At 59.1% G+C, this 18,738-nt stretch carries 24 protein-coding genes; 22 read left to right on the plus strand and 2 right to left on the minus strand.

The features are described from left to right. Together EBC_RS01190 and EBC_RS01195 are read right to left on the minus strand one after the other, a co-directional pair. Complete coding sequence (locus tag EBC_RS01190; RefSeq protein ID WP_013200006.1) at nt 1–429, minus strand: GNAT family N-acetyltransferase; 429 nt, start codon at nt 427–429, stop codon at nt 1–3. Between the two features lie 14 nt (nt 430–443). After that, the gene (locus tag EBC_RS01195) at nt 444–1,214 is read right to left on the minus strand and encodes a response regulator (protein WP_013200007.1); all 771 of its coding nucleotides are present in this window, start codon (nt 1,212–1,214) and stop codon (nt 444–446) included. Between the two features lie 811 nt (nt 1,215–2,025). On the opposite strand from EBC_RS01195, the gene EBC_RS01200 reads away from it, so the two are divergent. From EBC_RS01200 to EBC_RS01300, 22 genes are all read left to right on the plus strand, one after another. Further along, nucleotides 2,026–2,454, plus strand: coding sequence for a type IV conjugative transfer system pilin TraA (locus EBC_RS01200; RefSeq protein WP_013200008.1), 429 nt, complete (start codon nt 2,026–2,028; stop codon nt 2,452–2,454). A 5-nt stretch (nt 2,455–2,459) separates the two neighbouring features. Beyond that, on the plus strand, nt 2,460–2,762 hold the full coding sequence (gene traL, locus EBC_RS01205) for a type IV conjugative transfer system protein TraL (RefSeq protein ID WP_013200009.1): 303 nt from the start codon (nt 2,460–2,462) through the stop codon (nt 2,760–2,762). Between the two features lie 51 nt (nt 2,763–2,813). Continuing rightward, nucleotides 2,814–3,416 carry a TraE/TraK family type IV conjugative transfer system protein gene (locus EBC_RS01210; protein WP_013200010.1) on the plus strand — a complete coding sequence of 201 codons (603 nt, stop codon included), beginning with the start codon at nt 2,814–2,816 and terminating at the stop codon, nt 3,414–3,416. Between the two features lie 4 nt (nt 3,417–3,420). After that, on the plus strand, nt 3,421–4,152 hold the full coding sequence (gene traK / locus EBC_RS01215; RefSeq protein ID WP_013200011.1) for a type-F conjugative transfer system secretin TraK: 732 nt from the start codon (nt 3,421–3,423) through the stop codon (nt 4,150–4,152). Further along, nucleotides 4,149–5,534 carry an F-type conjugal transfer pilus assembly protein TraB gene (gene traB / locus EBC_RS01220; protein WP_013200012.1) on the plus strand — a complete coding sequence of 462 codons (1,386 nt, stop codon included), beginning with the start codon at nt 4,149–4,151 and terminating at the stop codon, nt 5,532–5,534. Before traK ends, traB begins: the two co-directional genes overlap by 4 nt. A gap of 13 nt (nt 5,535–5,547) precedes the next feature. Then, nucleotides 5,548–6,102, plus strand: a complete 555-nt coding sequence (gene rfaH / locus EBC_RS01225; RefSeq protein WP_013200013.1) for a transcription/translation regulatory transformer protein RfaH — start codon at nt 5,548–5,550, stop codon at nt 6,100–6,102. A gap of 153 nt (nt 6,103–6,255) precedes the next feature. Further along, complete coding sequence (locus EBC_RS25950) at nt 6,256–6,423, plus strand: hypothetical protein (protein ID WP_013200014.1); 168 nt, start codon at nt 6,256–6,258, stop codon at nt 6,421–6,423. A gap of 300 nt (nt 6,424–6,723) precedes the next feature. After that, nucleotides 6,724–7,233, plus strand: a complete 510-nt coding sequence (locus EBC_RS01230; protein WP_013200015.1) for an ATPase — start codon at nt 6,724–6,726, stop codon at nt 7,231–7,233. 95 nt (nt 7,234–7,328) lie between these two features. Further along, nucleotides 7,329–7,874 carry a type IV conjugative transfer system lipoprotein TraV gene (gene traV, locus EBC_RS01235; protein ID WP_013200016.1) on the plus strand — a complete coding sequence of 182 codons (546 nt, stop codon included), beginning with the start codon at nt 7,329–7,331 and terminating at the stop codon, nt 7,872–7,874. Between the two features lie 2 nt (nt 7,875–7,876). Further along, nucleotides 7,877–8,158, plus strand: coding sequence for a conjugal transfer ATP-binding protein (locus tag EBC_RS01240; protein ID WP_013200017.1), 282 nt, complete (start codon nt 7,877–7,879; stop codon nt 8,156–8,158). Beyond that, on the plus strand, nt 8,139–10,808 hold the full coding sequence (gene traC / locus EBC_RS01245) for a type IV secretion system protein TraC (RefSeq protein ID WP_041691804.1): 2,670 nt from the start codon (nt 8,139–8,141) through the stop codon (nt 10,806–10,808). Before EBC_RS01240 ends, traC begins: the two co-directional genes overlap by 20 nt. Continuing rightward, complete coding sequence (gene trbI / locus EBC_RS01250) at nt 10,801–11,217, plus strand: type-F conjugative transfer system protein TrbI (protein WP_013200019.1); 417 nt, start codon at nt 10,801–10,803, stop codon at nt 11,215–11,217. The genes traC and trbI overlap by 8 nt, the downstream gene beginning before the upstream one ends. Continuing rightward, nucleotides 11,214–11,828, plus strand: coding sequence for a type-F conjugative transfer system protein TraW (traW, locus tag EBC_RS01255; RefSeq protein ID WP_013200020.1), 615 nt, complete (start codon nt 11,214–11,216; stop codon nt 11,826–11,828). The genes trbI and traW overlap by 4 nt, the downstream gene beginning before the upstream one ends. A 352-nt stretch (nt 11,829–12,180) precedes the next feature. Then, the gene (locus EBC_RS01260) at nt 12,181–12,519 is read left to right on the plus strand and encodes a hypothetical protein (RefSeq protein WP_013200022.1); all 339 of its coding nucleotides are present in this window, start codon (nt 12,181–12,183) and stop codon (nt 12,517–12,519) included. Further along, on the plus strand, nt 12,516–13,508 hold the full coding sequence (gene traU, locus EBC_RS01265; RefSeq protein ID WP_013200023.1) for a conjugal transfer pilus assembly protein TraU: 993 nt from the start codon (nt 12,516–12,518) through the stop codon (nt 13,506–13,508). Before EBC_RS01260 ends, traU begins: the two co-directional genes overlap by 4 nt. 9 nt (nt 13,509–13,517) lie before the next feature. After that, nucleotides 13,518–14,147 carry a type-F conjugative transfer system pilin assembly protein TrbC gene (gene trbC / locus EBC_RS01270; RefSeq protein ID WP_013200024.1) on the plus strand — a complete coding sequence of 210 codons (630 nt, stop codon included), beginning with the start codon at nt 13,518–13,520 and terminating at the stop codon, nt 14,145–14,147. Continuing rightward, nucleotides 14,144–16,006 carry a type-F conjugative transfer system mating-pair stabilization protein TraN gene (gene traN / locus EBC_RS01275; protein ID WP_013200025.1) on the plus strand — a complete coding sequence of 621 codons (1,863 nt, stop codon included), beginning with the start codon at nt 14,144–14,146 and terminating at the stop codon, nt 16,004–16,006. The genes trbC and traN overlap by 4 nt, the downstream gene beginning before the upstream one ends. Then, a complete protein-coding gene (gene traF, locus EBC_RS01280; protein WP_013200026.1) occupies nt 16,003–16,800 on the plus strand; it encodes a type-F conjugative transfer system pilin assembly protein TraF in 798 nt (265 codons plus the stop codon). The genes traN and traF overlap by 4 nt, the downstream gene beginning before the upstream one ends. A gap of 10 nt (nt 16,801–16,810) precedes the next feature. Beyond that, nucleotides 16,811–17,239: a hypothetical protein gene (locus EBC_RS01285; RefSeq protein ID WP_013200027.1), complete on the plus strand. Its 429-nt coding sequence runs from the start codon at nt 16,811–16,813 to the stop codon at nt 17,237–17,239. Nucleotides 17,240–17,273: 34 nt separating this feature from the next. Further along, nucleotides 17,274–17,891: a type-F conjugative transfer system pilin assembly thiol-disulfide isomerase TrbB gene (locus tag EBC_RS01290; protein WP_013200028.1), complete on the plus strand. Its 618-nt coding sequence runs from the start codon at nt 17,274–17,276 to the stop codon at nt 17,889–17,891. A gap of 17 nt (nt 17,892–17,908) precedes the next feature. Continuing rightward, nucleotides 17,909–18,190 (plus strand): hypothetical protein, encoded by a 282-nt coding sequence (locus EBC_RS01295; RefSeq protein WP_013200029.1) that lies wholly within the window; start codon nt 17,909–17,911, stop codon nt 18,188–18,190. After that, entirely contained in the window at nt 18,187–18,624 is a 438-nt protein-coding gene (locus tag EBC_RS01300) for a hypothetical protein (protein WP_013200030.1), read from the plus strand. Before EBC_RS01295 ends, EBC_RS01300 begins: the two co-directional genes overlap by 4 nt. Nucleotides 18,625–18,738: the final 114 nt, after the last annotated feature.

Below are 18,738 nucleotides of genomic sequence, written 5' to 3' on the forward strand. Positions count from 1 at the left end.
TTATTTTCCAGTGACTTTCATTACTAGTTGACCAAACTCATCAAAACCTGCTTTGGCCCAGCCATGCTTTTCGTAAAAAAGAACCGCATTCGAGCTTGGATCTGTAGTAAGTTCAATTTCAGAAAGACCATCGTTGAAAAACCAATCCATAATCTCTATCATAATGGTACTGCCTATTCCCTTTCCCTGAAATTCTGGCCTCACAAAAAGACCACCAATCATAGGGTTAGGCGCGAAAATACCCAATCCATAACCAACAAATTCTTCGCCAAGTTTGCAGATCCAACCACCGCCTTGTTCAACATCTTCAATAACTTGCTGGCGCTGTAAGTACTTAATCTGATGTGGATGCACAAAATTCTCTTCAACTGAAAATCTTATATCGTACATTTCTTTGATGTGTTCTGGTTCTAACTTAATGAATTCCATACTTTCCTAATCTGCTAGTAAAATAAGTTGGCTAATAATATCGAGGATATTATAAATATTCTTGTCGGTTTTTCAATGAGTTCTACTCCGTAGTCCATAATTGCCTCACCTATTTCCCTTTCATGCTGATTTAATTGACCAGTTAAAAGTATAATAGGAGTTTTATCGCTGTCTTTACGGATTTTTTTAATGACTTCTTCAGAGTTTTCCGCGTAATCCAGCAGCCAATCAATAATATAGCATTCGAAAGATTCCTTTTCCATTGCCGCTAAAATTTCGGTTTTGTTCTGAAAAACAGATGCATTAATACCGTATCTATTACAAACTGAATTTAATAAATCAAGCATATCAACATCGTTGTCAAGTATTGCCAGCTTGGGTGCAGGGAGGAAGTCTATTTTGTTAACCTTCTTCATTTCGGGGCTAAAGTATGAAGAAGACGAGTTGATTATGTAAAAGTTACCTTTCATTGTTGCATAATTAGTGTTGTTTTCTTTTTTATTCACTATGGAATTATCCACTTCAACATTGCAGCGAACATGCATGTCGTTCATTATGAAAATTCCATTATGATTGCGCTCTTCTTCCAGAGACACATTGAAATACTTAAATATACCTTTCACTTCGTTATATGTAATTCCGCGCTTTTCATCAAGTTTCTGTTTCGCACTTTGATACTTAATATCTAGAATTTCAGCCATCATTGATGCCTGTTTTCTTTTTTCAATTCCTTTGAGGTTGAAAAGTTTTATTATTTTATCCAGATTCACGTTTTGCTTTTGCATGACACCTTTCCTGGTTATACAAAGGGTTGCATTTCCATTAGTAATGCAATGATTTCAATTTGTGTTATCTAAGAAATCATACACGATGGTGTATCACTTAAAGGATTTTTTTACGATCATAACATATTGATAAATGTATGTTTATTATGAAAATCTCAGTTAATAATCATAAAGATACTCAAAAACTACTCGCCAAAAATCTCAAAACATGGATAATTCTTATGTATTCCTTGGTATTCAAGGTGCAGTAAGGCGTTTGAGGGGGGGCTTGGTATAAAAAGTGGTCTGTAGCTCATTGCGTATGAGGGCTAAAGATGTTGAGTAAGTTTCATGTCTCAACAACTAAGTGCCTGTGCAATAGTAAATTTTTACATCATTATTGCTTTTCCGTTGTTTTGTCTTGGTTCATTAGGAACCTACTCATCTGAACTGGTCTTTTAATGATCTTATGTGATTTTTATTGATCAAATAACAATCTCGAAAATTAGCATTTTCTCATCATTTGATGGTTCTTTTTGAGTGGTTTTCGTTGTCTTCTCTCACTTGCTTATTGTGTTTTGATGTTGAGTGAGTGGGCTAACTATGACGATGTGATTCTATCTATCAAGGAGGTGGTATCCCTTTTAATGTTTTAAAACACCTGGGTTCTTGGAGTGCTTTTACATGACTTCTTGTTGTTTGAATGAAGTTATCGCATACACCTCTACTTTGAAATAACCGATGTAGATGCTCTGCAAGCATGCCAGATCATGAAGTAGGTTATATCAAGGCATTATGGGTGGTTGTCATTAATCTTAGCAGGAATAAATAAATGAAATCTCTTTCTACCATTTCCGGGGAACCGGTAAATGTGGCGGTAGCATTGCCTGAAAGTGAGCTTAAGCGTTCTGGTAACATTATCTCCCACATCAAAAAAAGTATTTACTCCTTCAGTATTCCCCGTTTAAAAAGCCGTCTAAGACATTCCCCTGAAGCCCAGCGTAACTTAGCACTATTTGCGCTGATGCTGGCGGTGGTTATATTCCCGCACATTGCCGGTGCTGAAGACCTGTTGAAATCCCAGAAGGCGGATGCCAACGATACCTTCGGCCACGGAAGTACGGTTGAGTGGGTGCTGTATATTGCCGAGATTATCGTGTCCGTTGTCGGCTATATCAAAACCCGCAACCCGATGGTCTTTGCCGGCCTCGTTATTCTTATCCTTATCACCCGTGCCTTCTTCTCCCTCGCCGGCTCCTGATTTGCATGGACAGCGACGCGCTTAAATACCGGTTCCCGGAAACGCTTAACGGCCAGAAACGCGTGTTCGGCCTCCCGCCCGAGGAGGCTTTCGTTCTCGTCGGCTGCGGCGTCATCGGCTTCTTCTGCGACATATTCATCATCATGCTCTGCGTGGGGGCCGTGCTCTGGCTCTTCGTCAGGCACCTGAAGAAAGGGCAGGGGTCCTGGTGGCTGCTGAACCTTCTTTACTGGTACCTGCCGACGGTGCTTTTCCGGGTGCAGTTCAGGCGGACGCCCGACTCGGGCAACCGGCACTGGATGCAGTAGCGACACGCGCCGCCTGCGGGTGGCGCCTTTTCCCGCCAGACGGGAGGAATAATGAAACTTCAGGTAAAAGAAACACGCAACCGGGTGACGGTCATGGCGCTCACCGCGATGACCGGCCTGCTGGCGCTGAGCGTCGCCGGCAACTGCATCACCGGCACGCTCGCATGGCATTTTTACTCAACGCAGAAGACCATCACCACGCCGATGATGTTCGACCGCGCCTTTACCTCAACCGCTGCAGAGGGCGATGCAAGCCTCAACAGCATGCTGGTCCGCTCATTCGCCAACCTGCGCCTCAGCGTCACGCCGGAAACGGTGGATGCCCAGCACGCGGCCCTGCTGCGTTATGTGCCGCCGCAAGACCGTTCGGAGCTGAAGAAGTCGCTGGCCGCCGAAGCGGACTACATCAAAAAGAACGGCATCTCCACCGTGTTCCGGATTGATGACGAGTCGACCGACACCGGGACCGGGGATATCACCGTGAGCGGCACGCTCTCTGCCGGTACGTCAAACGGCAGCCTGAAGCTTGCCATACCTGACGTCACCAAAGCCTACCGCCTCAGCCTGCATTACGTTGACGGGCTTATCCGCCTCACGGCCTTCCCGGAGGTTACGCCTCCCGGTAAGCCTGACGGCCTCTCGCCACAGGGATAACAGCATGAAAGTCACCTTTACTGCCGCTCTGGTGGCGGGCGCACTCCTTACTCCCGCCGCCATGGCGGCCGTCAGCGGCCCCACCGGTACGGTGTTTGAAAACGACGCGCACCTGAAAGCACAGCTCAGCAATACCAGCCCGAACAAAATCGTCATCGACGGCGAACTCATCACCCGGGTGACCGGGCCGGAGAATGCCTTCACCCAGGAGAACACCGAGGACGGCGCGCTGCTCATCACGCCCGTTACCGGTCAGAACTTCACGCTGTTCCTGGAAACGGCCGGCGGCGTCGGCGCTTCCATCGATGTGGTCCCAAAGCCCGGAGACGGGAAAACCCTGCGGCTCATTCCGGCATCATCCCGGCTGAAGGCCAACCCCGATGCGAAGGCGTGGGAAGAAAGCCAGCCGTGGGAGAAAACGCTGGTGAGCGTGGCCCGTACCGTGGTTAACGGCGGCGTGCCGGACAGCTATACCGAACTCCCGGCCGACCGCGGTCCGGCCTACGCTCCGGCGTCGGGCGTGACGCTCACTCCCGAACGCCAGCTGGCGGGTTCTCACCTGCGGGTGATGCGTTACCGTATGAAGAACGGCGGATACGTTACCCGCGAGCTCAGCGAAAAGCAGTTCTGGCAGCAGGGCGTGCGCGCGGTGCTTCTGTCCACGCGCAGCCTTTATGCCGGCGGCGAAGGGTACGTCTGGGTGATTTTCTCAACGGATAAGGAGGGCGGCTCATGAGTAACATCAACACCGCCACCCGTCGCCGGCAGTGGATGGTTGCCGGCGTGACGCTTGCGGTGGCGGCGGCCACCGGGGGCGGCATCTGGTGGTATGCACAGCACCAGGCGGCCCTTAAAAATCCGCCGCCGGCACCCAAAGCGGCCGACATGACCGGGCTGGTTACCACAAAATTCACCGACAGCGTGGCCAGCTCGGTGCTGACCCAACAGCAGAACAAGACGGCCGGGCTGGAGACCAGCGTCAGCCAGCTGAAAGCTGACGTGCAGCGGCAGAAGGATGACATGTCGCAGAAGCTTGAACGCCTCGACACCCTTATCAGCAAGCTGCAGGGCCAGGCAGATAAGCAGCCTCCTGTTGCACCCGGCAGCACCTCACCGGCCGCAGGGCCCGGCCCCGTACCCGGCGGCCCGGCCGGACCGGCACAGTGGAATATCACCGACCCGAACCGGGGCCCGGCCGCCGGACAGGGCAGTCAGTTTTACCCCGGTCAGGGGGCCGGGCAGGGGCAGGGCTTTTATCCCGGCGCCGGTACGGGCCGCACCGGCGGCATGACCAGCCGCACCTTTACCTACGCCTCGCTGCAGCACAAAAAGACGACGCTGCCGTGGATTTCATCCGGCTCGTTCTCCGAAGCGGTGATGATTGAGGGGGCGGATGCAAACGCCAGCGTGACCGGGCAGCAGAACACCTCGCCGGTGGTTATCACCCTGCTCGGGGACGTATCGATGCCTAACGGCCGGACCTGGAACATGGACCAGTGCCGCGTGACCGGGGAAATTTACGGCGATATCTCCAGCGAACGTGGTGAGGTCCGCACGAAGAACATCAGCTGCATCCTGAAAAACGGCAAGCACATCGACATGCCGTTCGACGGACACGTGGCCTATCAGGGTAAGCAGGGCATTCGCGGCAAGCCGGTGATGCGTAACGGCAAGATTATTGGCTATGCCGGCGCGGCCGGGCTGCTTTCCGGCTTCGGCGAGGGTATCCAGTCGGCCGCCACGCCAAGCGTCGGACTCGGGGCCACCGCCTCGGTGGGGGCGGGCGACATTCTGAAGCAGGGCATCGGCGGCGGCGCCAGCAAGGCGGCGGACACGCTCAGCCAGTACTGGATTAAGCGCGCCGAGCAGTACCACCCGGTGATTGATATCGGGGCAGGCAACGCCGTCACCGTGGTGTTCCAGCAGGGCTTCAGGCTGGAAACGATTGAAGACGTGGAGGCAGAGAAGGCGGTGAAGGATGCGCCACAGGCGACGGCGCAGCAGGCCGCCGCCGCCGTGACCAACTCTGGTGACAACATCACGCGCGCGCCGGTACTGAATCCGGACGAGGTGCTGCGTCAGGCCAGCCAGCTGAAGCTTGGCGACACCATTAACTGATGAGGACGGTGTGATGAAACACTTAACGGACGGCGCGGCGGACGGTCAGCGCGGAAACTGGTACGTGCTGATAACGAAGTATGCGCAGGAGAAGCGGGCGCAGGACAATCTGATAAATCAGGGCGTGAACTGCTGGCTGCCGCGGATTACCGTGCATTCGGTTGATGCGCGCGGCGGCGGGGGCGGCAGCGAGGTGCTGGCCTTTCCGCGATACCTGTTCGCGCACTTCGACGCGGAAATCATTCACACCACCACCATCAAGGCCACGCGGGGCATATCGGGTATCGTCAGCTTCAACAACACCCCGGCCATCATGGACGGTGCGGAGCTGGCGGCGCTGCGGATGCGGATGGAGGCCGGCGCGGCGCTGGCAGGGCGGTCACCTGACCCGGAGCACGGTGAAACGGTGACCATCGAGAACGGTGCATTTGACGGACTGGAAGCCATCTGGCACCAGCCGGACGGCGCAAAGCGCGCCATCCTGTTGATCAACCTGTTCGGCCGCCTGACCGAGGCAAAGATCCGCAGCGAGATGCGCTTTCGTCGTCAGGCTGCAAAAGGAGGGTAATGATTACCCTCCCTGGTTTATTTAATGTGACGTGCATCACGTCCCGGATACAAATCTGAAAGGTCCACCATATTGCTGAGGCAGGATGTTTTGTCAGTCGTTTTTTTGTTTTTGTGCGGGCACTTTGCCCGCGTGACATAAGGAAGCTCTGGTATGAACAGTGGTACTGAAAACGCCCGCGAGGCGCTTATCCGGCTTTGTGCCCTGCGACTTCGTTATCGCCGGGCGTGCCGTAACCGGCAGGCCAATATCTGCGACCTGGCCGCGCTGCTGGTTCAGGTGGAGGACGCAGAACGGCACTGCGAAACGGGCCGGCCGTAACGGCACGCGATGAACGGCTCCTGACCGGGAAGCAACCCGGCGTGTGAAGCCGCTCAATTATTCTGTTTCGCTTTCTTCAGCGGCCTTATCAGCCGTTATTTCCGCCCACACCAGGGCTTTTTATCCCCCGGCGATATGATTGACACCCCGTAACCATCGTCCGTCACGCCATAACACCTTATCCGTCAGTAAAACCCTCTCATCTGCCCGTAACGCTGCCGAAAGATACCCGGCGGGCGCGGCTGTGCGCCGGCCTCACCGGCTTAACCGCTACGGGCAAAACCATAACCGGAGAACGCTATGTGCGACATTACTTATCACGAGCCCCTTCCTGAAATCGTGTTGCGGCTGAGTATTAAGGAAAACACGGAAAAGCTGGAGGCGCTGTACCACGGACGTAAGGGACACTTTTATGTCCAGGGCTGGACCGGGACGGGGAAATCGAATGTCGCCCGCCGTCTGGCGGCCTCGATTCAGGGGGCGTACATCAACCGTGAGCTGCTGTCACTCAGCGAGTGGACGGCGCAGTACACCGAAATTGAGGCGCAGATCCTCAGCAGCGATAAGCCGGTGATCGTTGTCGACGGATTTATTCCACGGGGCGCAGGCCGGGGATTTAACGCCCTGCTGAGCCGGCTGACTGAGCGCGGGGTAAGCCTTTTTGTCTTCTCGCAGGAACCGCCTGGTGAGGATTACCCGTCGGTGTACCGCCCGCAGACGTTTGACCGCGATGTATTTAACACCATCGTTGAGTTTCGTTTCGGCAAACGTGACCGCCGGTCTCCCGTGGCGTTTCATCAGGTGAAATAACCGCAGCCTTCACCAGGGCCAGTTCTTACCTTTTCATTCACTCCCTTCAGAACTTTATAACCTGCTGCGGCCCGGCCGCTACTTAGGACTCCACCATGTACAAACTGCTTGGTGGCGCACTGCTGTGCGCCGCACTCACCGGCTGTGCCGGTATGAACTCTGATTTTGACTGCAACAAGACGGCCACCGACCAGTGCCTTTCCATGAGTGATGCCAGCCGGCTGGCGGCGAAAGGCAAAAGCCTTGATGACCTGACGGCTGAGGCGCAGGCATCCCCAAAGCCTGCCGGTGAGTCGCTGGCCACGCTCCCGAACAGCCGGCCGGCCGCATCACCGGACCGGAAAATCAGTACGGCCACCCTGGCATCCCGACCGGTTATCACCCCGCCTGCCGTTTCATCGAGTAACGCCCTTCGGGCTTCTTACATCCCGGTGCGGGCGCAGGCTGCGCCGGTCACGCCGGGCGAGTACGCCAGCGCGGGACGGGTGAATGCCCTGCGCATTCCTGACGCCACCCAGCGGCTGTGGATAGCGCCGTGGGTCGATGAGCAGGACAGTTTCCATCAGCCGGCCGTAGTCGAGTTCGTGAAGAAGAAGTCCCGCTGGGATGAAGACTTCCGCGTTATCAGCGAGGGGGAGTAAGCATGGCATCCGCGCAGAACCAAAAAATGACGGCATTCCCGCTGAAGGCCGGTGCGTGCAGCGGCCTGCCGGCTTTTATCAAAACGCACAGGCTGCAGGGGGAGGCCAGCGCCAGAGCGATGCACCGTCATGCCGTGCACACCTTATTCAACTTCCTGCCAGGCGATGCCGGTCACACTCTTTTTACCGGCACCACCGGATCAGGAAAGACCGTCTCCATGCAGGAAGTCCTGCGTAATGTACTGAGTTATCGCGGAGGTAATAATGAGCGATTCCTGGATTGACCAGCTGGCCGGTATCTTTGCCGGCAGTAAGGACGAGGGCGGGGCGAAGGCGGCGGGCGACATGCTGCGCCAGAGCTTCAGCTATCCCTCGCTGACCAGCCTGCTGCCTTACCGTATGTATGACGACAAAACCGAGCTCTACATTAACAGCCGCTCAATCGGCTTCGTCATGGAGGTGGCGCCGCTCGCCGGCGCAAACCAGCAGGTGGTGCAGGCGCTGGACGACCTGCTGCGCAAGAAGCTGCCGCGCAAAACGCCGGTCACCGTGCTGATGGTGGCCAGTAAGTGCGTCGGGGAAATGCTCGACAACGGGCTGAGCAAGGCGATGTGGAAGGGCGATATGGCACCGCGCCTTAATGCCATCACCAAGGCGTACTGGGAACGGGCCTCCCTGAAGGGGCTGGCCAACCAGCGCGAGTATCCGCTCTACCTGCGCAACTACCGGGTGTTTCTGGTTTATGCCCGTCCGGGCCGGGGCGGCATCCGGGCGATGGACCAGGTGGTGCAGCTGCGCGAGACGCTGCGCGTGTCGCTGATGGCGGCGCACATGGAGACCCGCCGCGTGGGGGTGCCGGAGTTTCTGGCGGTGATGCGCGAGCAGCTGAACTACCGCCCCGGCCAGGTGACCCGCAGCGACGACCACTGGAACACGGAGCAGGAGCTGCACCGGCAGTGCATCGACCACAGCACCGAGATGGAGGTGCACCCGGGCTACCTGCGGCTGACCACCGCCCGTCAGCAGGAGGACCGCATTCTCGGCGACGGGCGCGACAGCCCGGTAGCCAGCACGCGCATCGTCAACATGCAGCTGACCAAGGCCCCGCAGAAGTTTGCCCTGTGGCAGGCGGCGGACAACCTGCAGAACATGCGCTTCCCGGACCTTGGCATTCCCTGCCCGTTTATCATCAGCTGGACCGTCTCCGTTGAGGACCAGGTGAAGAGCCAGAACGAGGCGTTCAAGAAGGAGCAGGACCTCGGTAAAAAGGCCGGCACCTCCTTTGGCAAGCTGTTTCCCGGCACCCAGCGCGCGTACGAAGAGTGGCGCGACCTGCGTCAGGGGCTGACCAGCAACGAGATTGCCATGTGCAACGTCACCCTGAACCTGACGCTGTTCACCCCGGACAGCACCAGTGAACAGCAGGCGTGTGAGCTGGCGGCCATCAACGTGTTCCGCAAAAACGACCTGGAAATCTCGGCTCCGCGCTTCCAGCAGCTGCGTAACTGGCTGACCACCTTCCCGTTCATGATGCAGGAAGGGCTATGGGACGACATGGTGACGATGGGCGCCACGCTGCGCTGCAAGAGCTTTAACGCCGTGAACCTGATGCCGGTGGTGGCCGAGCGGCAGATGTCACCGCTGGGCAGCCCGCTGCCGACCTACCGCAACCAGCTGGCCTTCTTTGACATGTTCAGCGAAAGCAACGGCTCCACCAACTTTAATATTGCGGTGACGGGTACCACGGGGGCGGGAAAAAGCTTCTTTATTCAGGAAATCCTGCGTCAGGTGCTGAACGACGGCGGCTTTGCCTGGGTTATCGACATGGGGGCCAGCTACAAGAACTTCTGTAATCAGGCGGGCGGCAAATACCTTGACGGCGCCACCCTGCGTTTCAACCCGTTTGCCAACGTCCGCGACATTAAGGAGTCCGCTGAAGGGATAACCGGGCTGCTGACCGTGCTGGCCAGCCCTAACGATCCGCTTGATAAGGTCAGCGAAACCATCCTGCTTAAAGGCGTGGTGGCGGCATGGGAGGCCCGCGGTAACAAGGCCCGCATTGACGACGTGGTCGGCTTCATGAAGTCCGCGGAGGTGAAGGCGGAGTTCGGCGAACAGCCGACCATCATGAGCCGTATCAACGAGCTGGTCCTGCTGCTTGACCGCTGGTGCACTACGGGCGCGAACGGCGAGTACTTCAACTCTGACAGCCCGACGCTTGACGGCGAAACCCGTTTTGCGGTGCTGGAGCTGCTGAGTCTCGAGAATCAGCCGCACCTGCTGTCCGCCATCCTGTACTCGCTCATTCTGGCGATACAGGAAAAGATGTACCACTCGCCGCGGGACCTGAAAAAGGTGGCCATTATCGACGAGGCCTGGCGCCTGTTCAGCGGCTCCAACCCGCACGCCGCGCGCTTTATCGAGACCGGCTACCGCACGGTGCGCCGCCACCGCGGGGCGTTCATCACCATCACCCAGGGTATCAAGGACTTCACCGGGACCAAAGACCAGGCGGCCCCGCCGGCCGCTGCGGCCGCGTGGGACTGTTCAGGCACCAAAGTGACGCTGCTGCAGGACGCCAAGGCGTTCAGGACCTACCTCAACGCCAACCCGGACCAGTTCAGCGAGCTCGAGACGCAGGTTATCCGCGGCTTCCAGCCGGCGAAGGACACGGGGTTCAGCTCGGTGATGATTTCCACCGGCGAAAACAGTTCGTTCCACCGGGTGTTTGTGGATCCGGTCACCCGCGCGATGTTCAGCACGCGCGGTCAGGACTTCCAGTACATGAACGAAGCCCAGAAGGCCGGTGCCACCAGTGAGGAAGCCGCCTACCTGCTGGCGTCGGAGCCCTGGATGTACCGGGACGAGCTGCACGAGCTTGAGGTGTGGGCCGGCTTGCGTGACAGCATCAGAGAGGAGACGCACAGTGAGTGACATCGTGAACACCCCCGCAGATGAGCCTGCGGCAAACACGGAAAACGCGCCGCCCCGCCGCATCCTGCGGGGACACCTGCTGATGCTGGCCGCCGGCGTGCTGCTGCTGGCCGCCGGTGCGGGCATCAGCCAGCTTATTGCCACGCATACCCAGCGTGACGCGGTGGTGTTTGACATGCGAGGCACCATTGACGCATTCAAACAGCAGTCGGCGCGGCGTGAACTGGACGAAAACAGCGCCCGTGCGCTCACGCAGCGCTTCAGTCAGGCGCTGGACTGCAGCCTGCAGGCGTGGCAGCAGGACCATAACGCGCTGGTGCTGACCGCCGGCGCGGTGGTGTCCCCGGCGCAGGACATCACGCCGGTTATTCAGGCCGACATCGCCCGCCGCATGCAGGAGGCACCATGAACCGCCGGCTGGCCGTCGTTCTGCTGACGGGTGCCCTGAGCCTGCCGGCAGGCGCAAAGGAGCTCGGCACCACCGGCCACCTGTTCCCCATCGCCGAGCCTGACCTGCTGACCTTTATCGGGCAGCGGCTGCAGGGCATGAAGGACAGCGGCGAGATGGACCGGCTGCAGGCGGAGGCGCGGGTGAAGGCCCATGCCGTGCGCCCGGCACCGGTGGCCGGACTCACGCCTGCAAAAACGGACCGCAGCTGGCGCTATGACCCGACGTTCACGGTCCGCGAGACCATCCGGGATATGCGCGGCAACGTCATTGCCCGGGCCGGTGACCAGGTGAACCCGCTGGATAAAATCCCGTACAGCGAGACGCTTTACTTCGTCGACGGCGACAATAAAACGCAGATGGCGTGGGTGAAGCAGCAGCTCGCCGGGCAGCAGAACTTTAAGGTCATACTGGTCAGCGGCAACATCCACGACAGCAGCATCGCGCTGGACGAACCGGTGTACTTTGACCAGTACGGCACCCTGACAACAAAATTTGGCCTTGAGCACACGCCCGTGCGCATCACGCGTGACGACAGCTGGCTGAAGGTGCAGGAGGTGGCGCTGAAATGATCCACGCTAAAAGTCCCGCAAAGATCAAACGCTATTCTGCCATTACCCGCATCGATGAGGCTGAAAAAGCGCATCTGCGGGTGATGGCACGGGAGCATCCGCTGTATTCAGAATCCACATTATCCGGGCCGCGCTGCAGTCCTTTCTGGCGCTGGGGTACGAGCTGCGCAGGGACATTATCCTGGCTTCACTCAATGAAAGCGACGTGGGGGAGGTGATGCGCCGCGGCGGGATAATGAAGGATAACCGGCCCGTTTCCCGCGATTAATACCCTGTTCCTGCCTGCGCAGGCAGGCCTGATTAACGTCTGACTCCGGCAGTTCCGCTGCCGTCACGATGGAAACTCACCTTTATGACACACCCTGCTGAAATACCGGCTCAGCCGGTCGTACGCGATCGCTGGGGCGGCTGGACGCACCCGGCATTTTTTGAACCGGCACGCGGCGAGTTTGAAGCGCCCGGCGAATTTACGGCGTGGCTTGCAGAGCATCACCTCGTCTCTGCCACCACCTGGATGGAAAATGAGGTGGATGAATGGCAGATGGCGCGTTTCCGGCAGACCGGCAGCTGCAGCGACTGGTCACCTTCCCGCCCGCCGGGTGACGACTGGTTTACCGGCAGCATCCACGACACGGAGGACGGGCCGGTCTGCATCTGGCTGCGTCCCTGCCGGGATAAGGATGCCGCATGAGACCGTACCTGTTTGTCCTGGCGCTGCTGCTCAGCGTCTTCATCACCCGGCCGGCAGCGGCGGCAACCACCAACGCCGGCGACGGGCGCTGGGTGAACCCCATCAGCGACGTCTGCTGGAAGTGCCTGTTTCCGATGTCGCTCGGCAGCATTCAGCTGGCCTCGGGCGGCCATCCGGACACGCCAAACCCGGCCTCGCCCATCCAGCTGTGCCCCTACGGCATCTTTTACCGCCTGGGGCTCGCCATCGGTTTCTGGGAGCCGCTGGCGCTGACCGACGTCACGCGCGAGCCGGGTGTCATGGTCAATATGGGTGGATTTAAAATCGACCTTGGCCGTACCGGGACGGGACGGGGCGGGCAGAGTGATTCCCCGTCGCCCGGCAGCTTCTACCACGTTCACTGGTACAAGTACCCGCTGATTTACTGGCTGAACATCATCACCAGCACCGGCTGCATGCAGACCGGGGACATGGATATCGCCTACCTCTCTGAGGTGGATCCGCTCTGGAACGACAGCACGCTGGCCATGATCCTGAACCCGGAGGTCGCGCTGTTCAGCAACCTGCTGGCGCAGGGCGCCTGTGCGGCCGACTCGATTGCCTCCACTGCGGGCGTGCCGCTTGATCCGCTGTTCTGGTGCGCCGGCGCGCAGGGGTCGATGTACCCGTTTACCGGCTTTACCAGCAACGAGTTTTCCCCGCTGGAGGCCTCGCTGCTGGTCAGCGAACGGATGGCCTTCAAGCTGCACCGGGAGGGGCTGGTGATGGAGACGGTGGGGGCGGACCTTGCGGTGTGCTACGAATATCCGTCCCCGATCATCCCGAAATCCCGCTGGCGCTATCAGATGGTCAATATGTACCCCGAGCCGGGTGACTGTCACCCGTTCGGCACCACCACGCAGCTCTGGGGTTCGGTGCACAACACCCCGGCCTCAAAGAAAAACTTCGGCTACCTCATGTGGCGAAAACGCAACTGCGTTTACCTGTAAGGACTCACCATGAAATGCACTTCGATGACGGCACTGATGCTCAGCGCCGTGCTGCTGTCTGCCGCAGGCGCGCAGGCGGCGCAGCAGCCCACCGTATCCGGTAACGATATGGCGTACATGAAACAGCAGCAGCGCGACCTTGAGGTGTTCAAAAGTCAGCTGCAGGGCATGAATATTACCCTGCCGGATGCGCAGCAGGGGCGCGTGTCGCAGTTGCAGAATGAAATCGCCGCCACCCAGTCAGAGCAGAACAGCGCCAGTCGCAGCACCCCGCGGGCGGTGTACTTCGTCAGCCTGGGCATCCCGGAAGAGGGGCTGCTGCCAATGCTTGCGGACGCGCGACGGTTCGGTGTCCCGGCGACGCTCCGCGGCCTGCTGGACAACGACTTTCGTAAAACCGCCTCGGTGATGTTTGAACTGTCGAAAAAGGACAAGCAGGTGGGGGTACAGATTGACCCGACGCTGTACCAGCAGTACGGCATCAAAGCCGTGCCGGCACTGGTGGTGACCTGCGGAACGAAGTTCGACGTGCTCTATGGCAGCCTGCCGGTGAAGCAGGCGCTGGAAGAGGTGAGGCAGCGCGGTGACTGTGGCACAACGGCGGCGCAGCTGCTGCGGGACGGGGAGTCCGGGAAATGAAGCGCCTCTTTATACTCTCTTTTCTGCTGCTGTGTGCAGCTGGCGCCCGGGCCGGTGCGGTGAGCGATGCCTACAATGACGGGGCCGGATACGGAAAAAGCAACGCCGGGCAGGGTACGTCCGCCACGAAAGGGACCGACCCGGCGTCGGTTATTCCGGGTTACACCGCCAGTCCCTCACAGAGCGGATATTACGGGGGCGTGCAGGGCGGCGACGGCGGTATCAGCGACAAGGGCCAGACCGAACTCGGGCAGAGCGAGGCCGGGCAGGCCATCACCGATTCCTCAACGAAAAACCCGGCGGTCACCATCGATCCCAACGCGGACTTCATCCAGAACGGCAAGACCGCCGAGGCGAACGCCGGAACCGTAATGGACGGGACCAGCAGCCAGTGCACCACGAAGGTGGTGTCCAAAAGCGTGTTTGAGAACTATTCCTGCGACCGTGACGTGAATCAGGTTCAGACCTGCGCCCGCACGGGCAGCATTCAGGTCACCGGGTCGAAAGAAACCTACGCCACGCAGCTGGTGATGAACGCCGGTAGCTCCAGCGCCGTCCTCCTGGATAACTACTGGATACGCTATGACTTCACGGTGCCTGATGACGGCACGCTGACCAGCGGAACCTTTTCCTTCACGTTACCCTCTCAGCCCGGCTACAAGGGAGACTCCCGCCTTAACTACAGCATCTCAGCGCTCGGGACGTCCATCACCACCAACGTGAACAAATCAGGGAGCTTTGACATTGCCGCGCAGCACGTCACCAAAGGGCAGGTCGTCTCCTTACTTATCCGTTACAACACCGACGGGCACTATGATTCGGGGCGTGACGGGGTCATTAAAGCGCTGGCAAATGGCGGATATGTTATCACCGTCACCCTGCCGATGACCGCCGAGCGGGACACCACCTCGTCTCAGGTGGTCTGGTCGGAGAGCTGTGCTTTCGACAAGTCAACGGCGACGGCCGGGGCCGGTGCCTCCTGCATCGATCCGGGCGGTAACCGCAGCGTCAGCCAGAACGGCCAGACTTACACGCAGTACAGCGACTGCTGGCAGTACTCGGACGCGTACATCGTGCCGGTGACGTCGACCGGCAACTGCGCCCAGCTTATGGCCAACAGGAACTGCACGGTGGCCGCGCGCGCCTGCACCGCCTCAGAGGGCAGTTCCTGCCTGCACGAGCAGGACACGTACCAGTGCCAGACCACTTACACCTCCAGCGGGCTCCTGTGTGCCGGTAACTACTTCTGCCAGACCGGCGACTGCAGCGACACCACCGGGGCGGGTGACGGCGGGTTCGACACCGCGGTGGCCAAGCTTGCCGGGCTGGCTTCCGCCGGTGATGACGTGAAGAACGGCGACCAGATAACGGTGAAGGCCTTTACCGGACAGGCGATGTCGTGCCGTAAGGCGATGGCGGGCTTTTCAAACTGCTGCGTGGACACCGGCTGGGGCAACAGCTCGGGACTGGCCAACTGCAACAGCGAGGAGATGGCCATCGGCAAGGCGAAGGCCAAGAAGGTGACGGTGCTGGTCGGCGAGGCCTGCGCCCGGGCGGTGCTCGGCGTCTGCGTACAGAAAAAGCAGGCGTACTGCGTGTTTGGCGGCAAGCTCGCCCGCATCATCCAGGAGCAGGGCCGCCGTGACCAGCTGCACGTCAGCTTTGGCAGCGGCGATTCGCCCAACTGTCGGGGTGTCACCGTCCCGGAGCTGCAGGCCATCAACTTCGACCTCATTAACTTCCAGGACTTTTATACCGACCTGATGACCAACCAGAAGATCCCTGACTCCGCCGCCATGGTGAAGCAGGCGAAAGACCGCATCGCCGCGCAGGTTAACGCGCAGACCGGAGGGAAATGATGAGAGCACTGTTACTGGCCGCCGTGATGGCGTGTGCGCTGCCGGCGTTTGCGGACGGGCCGCCGCCGGCGGATGAGGTGGTGGATCCGGCCGACCCGTTCACCGGCTGGCACTGGTACAACGAGCCGAAGAAAAAGGCGGAAACGCCCGCGCCGAAGCCCCGGCCCACACAGCAGGTGCCGGACTTCAGCCGGTTGTCACCCGGCGAGCAGGCCGACGTGCTGAAGGGCTACACGAAGGAGGCGCTGAACAACGCCATCCTGCACCCGTCGGCGGAGAACACGGCGACGTTCCTGCGCTGGCAGAAGTTCTGGACCGACCGGGCCTCGATGTTCAGCCAGTCGTTCGCGGTGGCGCAGCTGCATCATCCGGACCTCGATTACAACCTCGAGCATCCGCACTACAACAGCACCGCGCCGCTGCAGCAGGCCCGCGACCAGGCGGACCAGACGCAGGCCATCGCGCAGCTCGCCGGCCAGTACGGGCTGGTGTACTTCTACCGCGGCGGCGACCCGATTGATGCGCAGATGGCGGGCGTGGTGGCGGACTTTGCGCGTACCCGTCACGTCGCGCTCATCCCGGTCAGCATGGACGGTCAGGTTTCACCGCAGGTGCCGGACAGCCGGCCCGACGGCGGGCAGAGCGCGCGGATGGGCATCAGCCACTATCCGGCCCTGTTTCTGGTCGACCCGGCATCAAAAGACTACCGCCCGCTGGCCTACGGCTTTATGACGCAGGACGACCTGGCGAAGCGGTTCCTCAACGTGGCCACCGGCTTTAAGCCGAACTTTTAAGGAGTCAGGCATGAAATCATTACGTCATGACCGCAGGGAACGGCTGCGCTATACCGGCCGCTGGCTGCGCACGGTGCTGCTGCAGACCTTTGTGACCGGACCTGCCCTGTTTTTCTTTGTGCTGGCCGTGATGGTCGCGCGCGGCAACGCCGGGGCCGCACTGCTGCAGGAGGCAGAGGCCATGTTTCGCGATGCGCCCGCAGGCATGGTTATGCACTGCGTCCCGGCAACAACGGGCGGGGCGGACAGTCCGTCGCCGGTCCGGCCGGCACCCTGCGTGAGAGAGGCCGGAAGCCGTGACGCCTGGGTGGCGGAAATCAACGACACGCTGGCCACGGCGTATACGTTTGCGGCGGGTATCAGCTTGCTGATTGCGCTGGTTTTCACGGCCCCGCCCGTCTTTCGCCGTCAGCCGCACAGGAAGACCTATGACCAGTAAACGCATCTCACCACGCCCTTCGGGAGGAAACGCCATGAAGCTGAAGTCACTTATTCCGCTGCTGCTGATGCTGGCACCTCTGGCCGGGCAGGCTTCGGTGGCCGACGATATTGCGGCGCTGGAGAAGGCCAAGACCAGCACGGGCTGGGCACCGGCACTGCCGTCGCTCGGCTTACCGCAGGGCCGCGCCGGACGGGCCCCGCAGATGATGACGCTGACCGACGGGCGCACGGTGAACCTCAGCGACTACGCCATCGTGGTGTTCATGCAGCGCGGCTGTCAGTACAGCGCGAAGTTTGACCCGGTGCTGAAGGCGTGGGCCGAACAGACGGGGATAAAGGTGTATCCGTACACGCTCGACGGCTACGGCGACAGCGCGTTTCCGGTGGCGCTTATTCCGCGCAAGGCCGGTGCGAATGAGCCGATTGCCGGGGAGATCCTGACCTTCTTCGGCAACGGGCTGCCCATCGCCACGCCCACCACCTTTATGGTTAACGTCAACACCAACACGGCTTACCCGCTTTATCAGGGCGTGACCGACGCCGGCACGATAGGCCAGCGGCTGGCACAGATGATTGAAGCAGACATTGACCACCTGGCGCCCGACGCGCTGGGCCCGGTTCCGACCAGTCAGGCGCTCACGGCGCAGTAACCTCACGGATAATCCTCATGCACGAAAAACCTCTCACGCTCTCGCGCTCCGGGACGGCGCTGCTGCTCGTCTGCGTCTCGCTGCTGGCCGCTGCCGGGCTGTATGCCTGGCTGGTCTGCGAAACCTTCAGTACCCGCATTTTACCGTCTCCCGCCGGGTCCGGCGATGTGCTGATGAACGGCCTGCGGGACTTCCCGCTGATTTTTCTTCTGTCGCTGGCGGGCGGGTTTGCCTGCGGTGCGCTGGTCAGCATCACGCTGCGCCGCCAGGGATTTATGACTTACAGGAGCTACCTATGAAAACTGAGTCAGACGTACCCGAAAAAGAAAATACCATGACGCTGCAGGTTAAGCTGGCCATTGCCGGGGCGGTAATCTGGGCCATTACCACGGGCTGGTTATTTCAGTTCTCTCCGGTCGCTGAGCCGCCGCTGCCTCCACCGCAGGTTCACCGCTTTATGATGGATCTCAGAATGTTCAGTCTTCCTGGCTGGATACTGACGTTGATGCCGGTCTGGTCACTCTGGCTGTATTTTAAGGTTAACGGGAAACTTCCCTCCCTGAATGGCTGGCTGCGGCGCTATGGTTTTATCGTCGCAGTCAGCCTGGGCATCGCATTCTGGAATTTCAACCAGCGTTATTGTCCTGATGCTGTGGCTCAGGGTGACTTCTTTTTCTACTTATGGTCAGGGACCATATTGTCATTATTTTGTGTATTGCGAACAACGAGATAATGCCGAGGTAGTAATATCCGGACGCTATGATGCTTGCGAAAAAGTCACCATAACTGCACGAATCACCAACTCATTTCGTTTCAATCACAACGCCTTGCTTGCTTAACACCAGCA

Source organism: Erwinia billingiae Eb661 (assembly GCF_000196615.1).
Classification (GTDB): Bacteria; Pseudomonadota; Gammaproteobacteria; order Enterobacterales; family Enterobacteriaceae; genus Erwinia; species Erwinia billingiae.

Bases quoted from the DNA above. Each gene is read 5' to 3' on its own strand.
- traK (WP_013200011.1), top strand. From the start codon at position 3,421: ATGAAAGTCACCTTTACTGCCGCTCTGGTGGCGGGCGCACTCCTTACT.
- traU (WP_013200023.1), top strand. From the start codon at position 12,516: ATGAGACCGTACCTGTTTGTCCTGGCGCTGCTGCTCAGCGTCTTCATC.
- traB (WP_013200012.1), top strand. From the start codon at position 4,149: ATGAGTAACATCAACACCGCCACCCGTCGCCGGCAGTGGATGGTTGCC.
- traC (WP_041691804.1), top strand. From the start codon at position 8,139: ATGAGCGATTCCTGGATTGACCAGCTGGCCGGTATCTTTGCCGGCAGT.
- EBC_RS01260 (WP_013200022.1), top strand. From the start codon at position 12,181: ATGACACACCCTGCTGAAATACCGGCTCAGCCGGTCGTACGCGATCGC.
- traF (WP_013200026.1), top strand. From the start codon at position 16,003: ATGATGAGAGCACTGTTACTGGCCGCCGTGATGGCGTGTGCGCTGCCG.
- EBC_RS01190 (WP_013200006.1), bottom strand. From the start codon at position 429: ATGGAATTCATTAAGTTAGAACCAGAACACATCAAAGAAATGTACGAT.
- EBC_RS01230 (WP_013200015.1), top strand. From the start codon at position 6,724: ATGTGCGACATTACTTATCACGAGCCCCTTCCTGAAATCGTGTTGCGG.
- EBC_RS01290 (WP_013200028.1), top strand. From the start codon at position 17,274: ATGAAGCTGAAGTCACTTATTCCGCTGCTGCTGATGCTGGCACCTCTG.
- rfaH (WP_013200013.1), top strand. From the start codon at position 5,548: ATGAAACACTTAACGGACGGCGCGGCGGACGGTCAGCGCGGAAACTGG.
- EBC_RS01300 (WP_013200030.1), top strand. From the start codon at position 18,187: ATGAAAACTGAGTCAGACGTACCCGAAAAAGAAAATACCATGACGCTG.
- EBC_RS01285 (WP_013200027.1), top strand. From the start codon at position 16,811: ATGAAATCATTACGTCATGACCGCAGGGAACGGCTGCGCTATACCGGC.
- EBC_RS01210 (WP_013200010.1), top strand. From the start codon at position 2,814: ATGAAACTTCAGGTAAAAGAAACACGCAACCGGGTGACGGTCATGGCG.
- EBC_RS01240 (WP_013200017.1), top strand. From the start codon at position 7,877: ATGGCATCCGCGCAGAACCAAAAAATGACGGCATTCCCGCTGAAGGCC.
- traN (WP_013200025.1), top strand. From the start codon at position 14,144: ATGAAGCGCCTCTTTATACTCTCTTTTCTGCTGCTGTGTGCAGCTGGC.
- traL (WP_013200009.1), top strand. From the start codon at position 2,460: ATGGACAGCGACGCGCTTAAATACCGGTTCCCGGAAACGCTTAACGGC.
- EBC_RS01195 (WP_013200007.1), bottom strand. From the start codon at position 1,214: ATGCAAAAGCAAAACGTGAATCTGGATAAAATAATAAAACTTTTCAAC.
- traW (WP_013200020.1), top strand. From the start codon at position 11,214: ATGAACCGCCGGCTGGCCGTCGTTCTGCTGACGGGTGCCCTGAGCCTG.
- EBC_RS25950 (WP_013200014.1), top strand. From the start codon at position 6,256: ATGAACAGTGGTACTGAAAACGCCCGCGAGGCGCTTATCCGGCTTTGT.
- EBC_RS01295 (WP_013200029.1), top strand. From the start codon at position 17,909: ATGCACGAAAAACCTCTCACGCTCTCGCGCTCCGGGACGGCGCTGCTG.
- EBC_RS01200 (WP_013200008.1), top strand. From the start codon at position 2,026: ATGAAATCTCTTTCTACCATTTCCGGGGAACCGGTAAATGTGGCGGTA.
- trbC (WP_013200024.1), top strand. From the start codon at position 13,518: ATGAAATGCACTTCGATGACGGCACTGATGCTCAGCGCCGTGCTGCTG.
- traV (WP_013200016.1), top strand. From the start codon at position 7,329: ATGTACAAACTGCTTGGTGGCGCACTGCTGTGCGCCGCACTCACCGGC.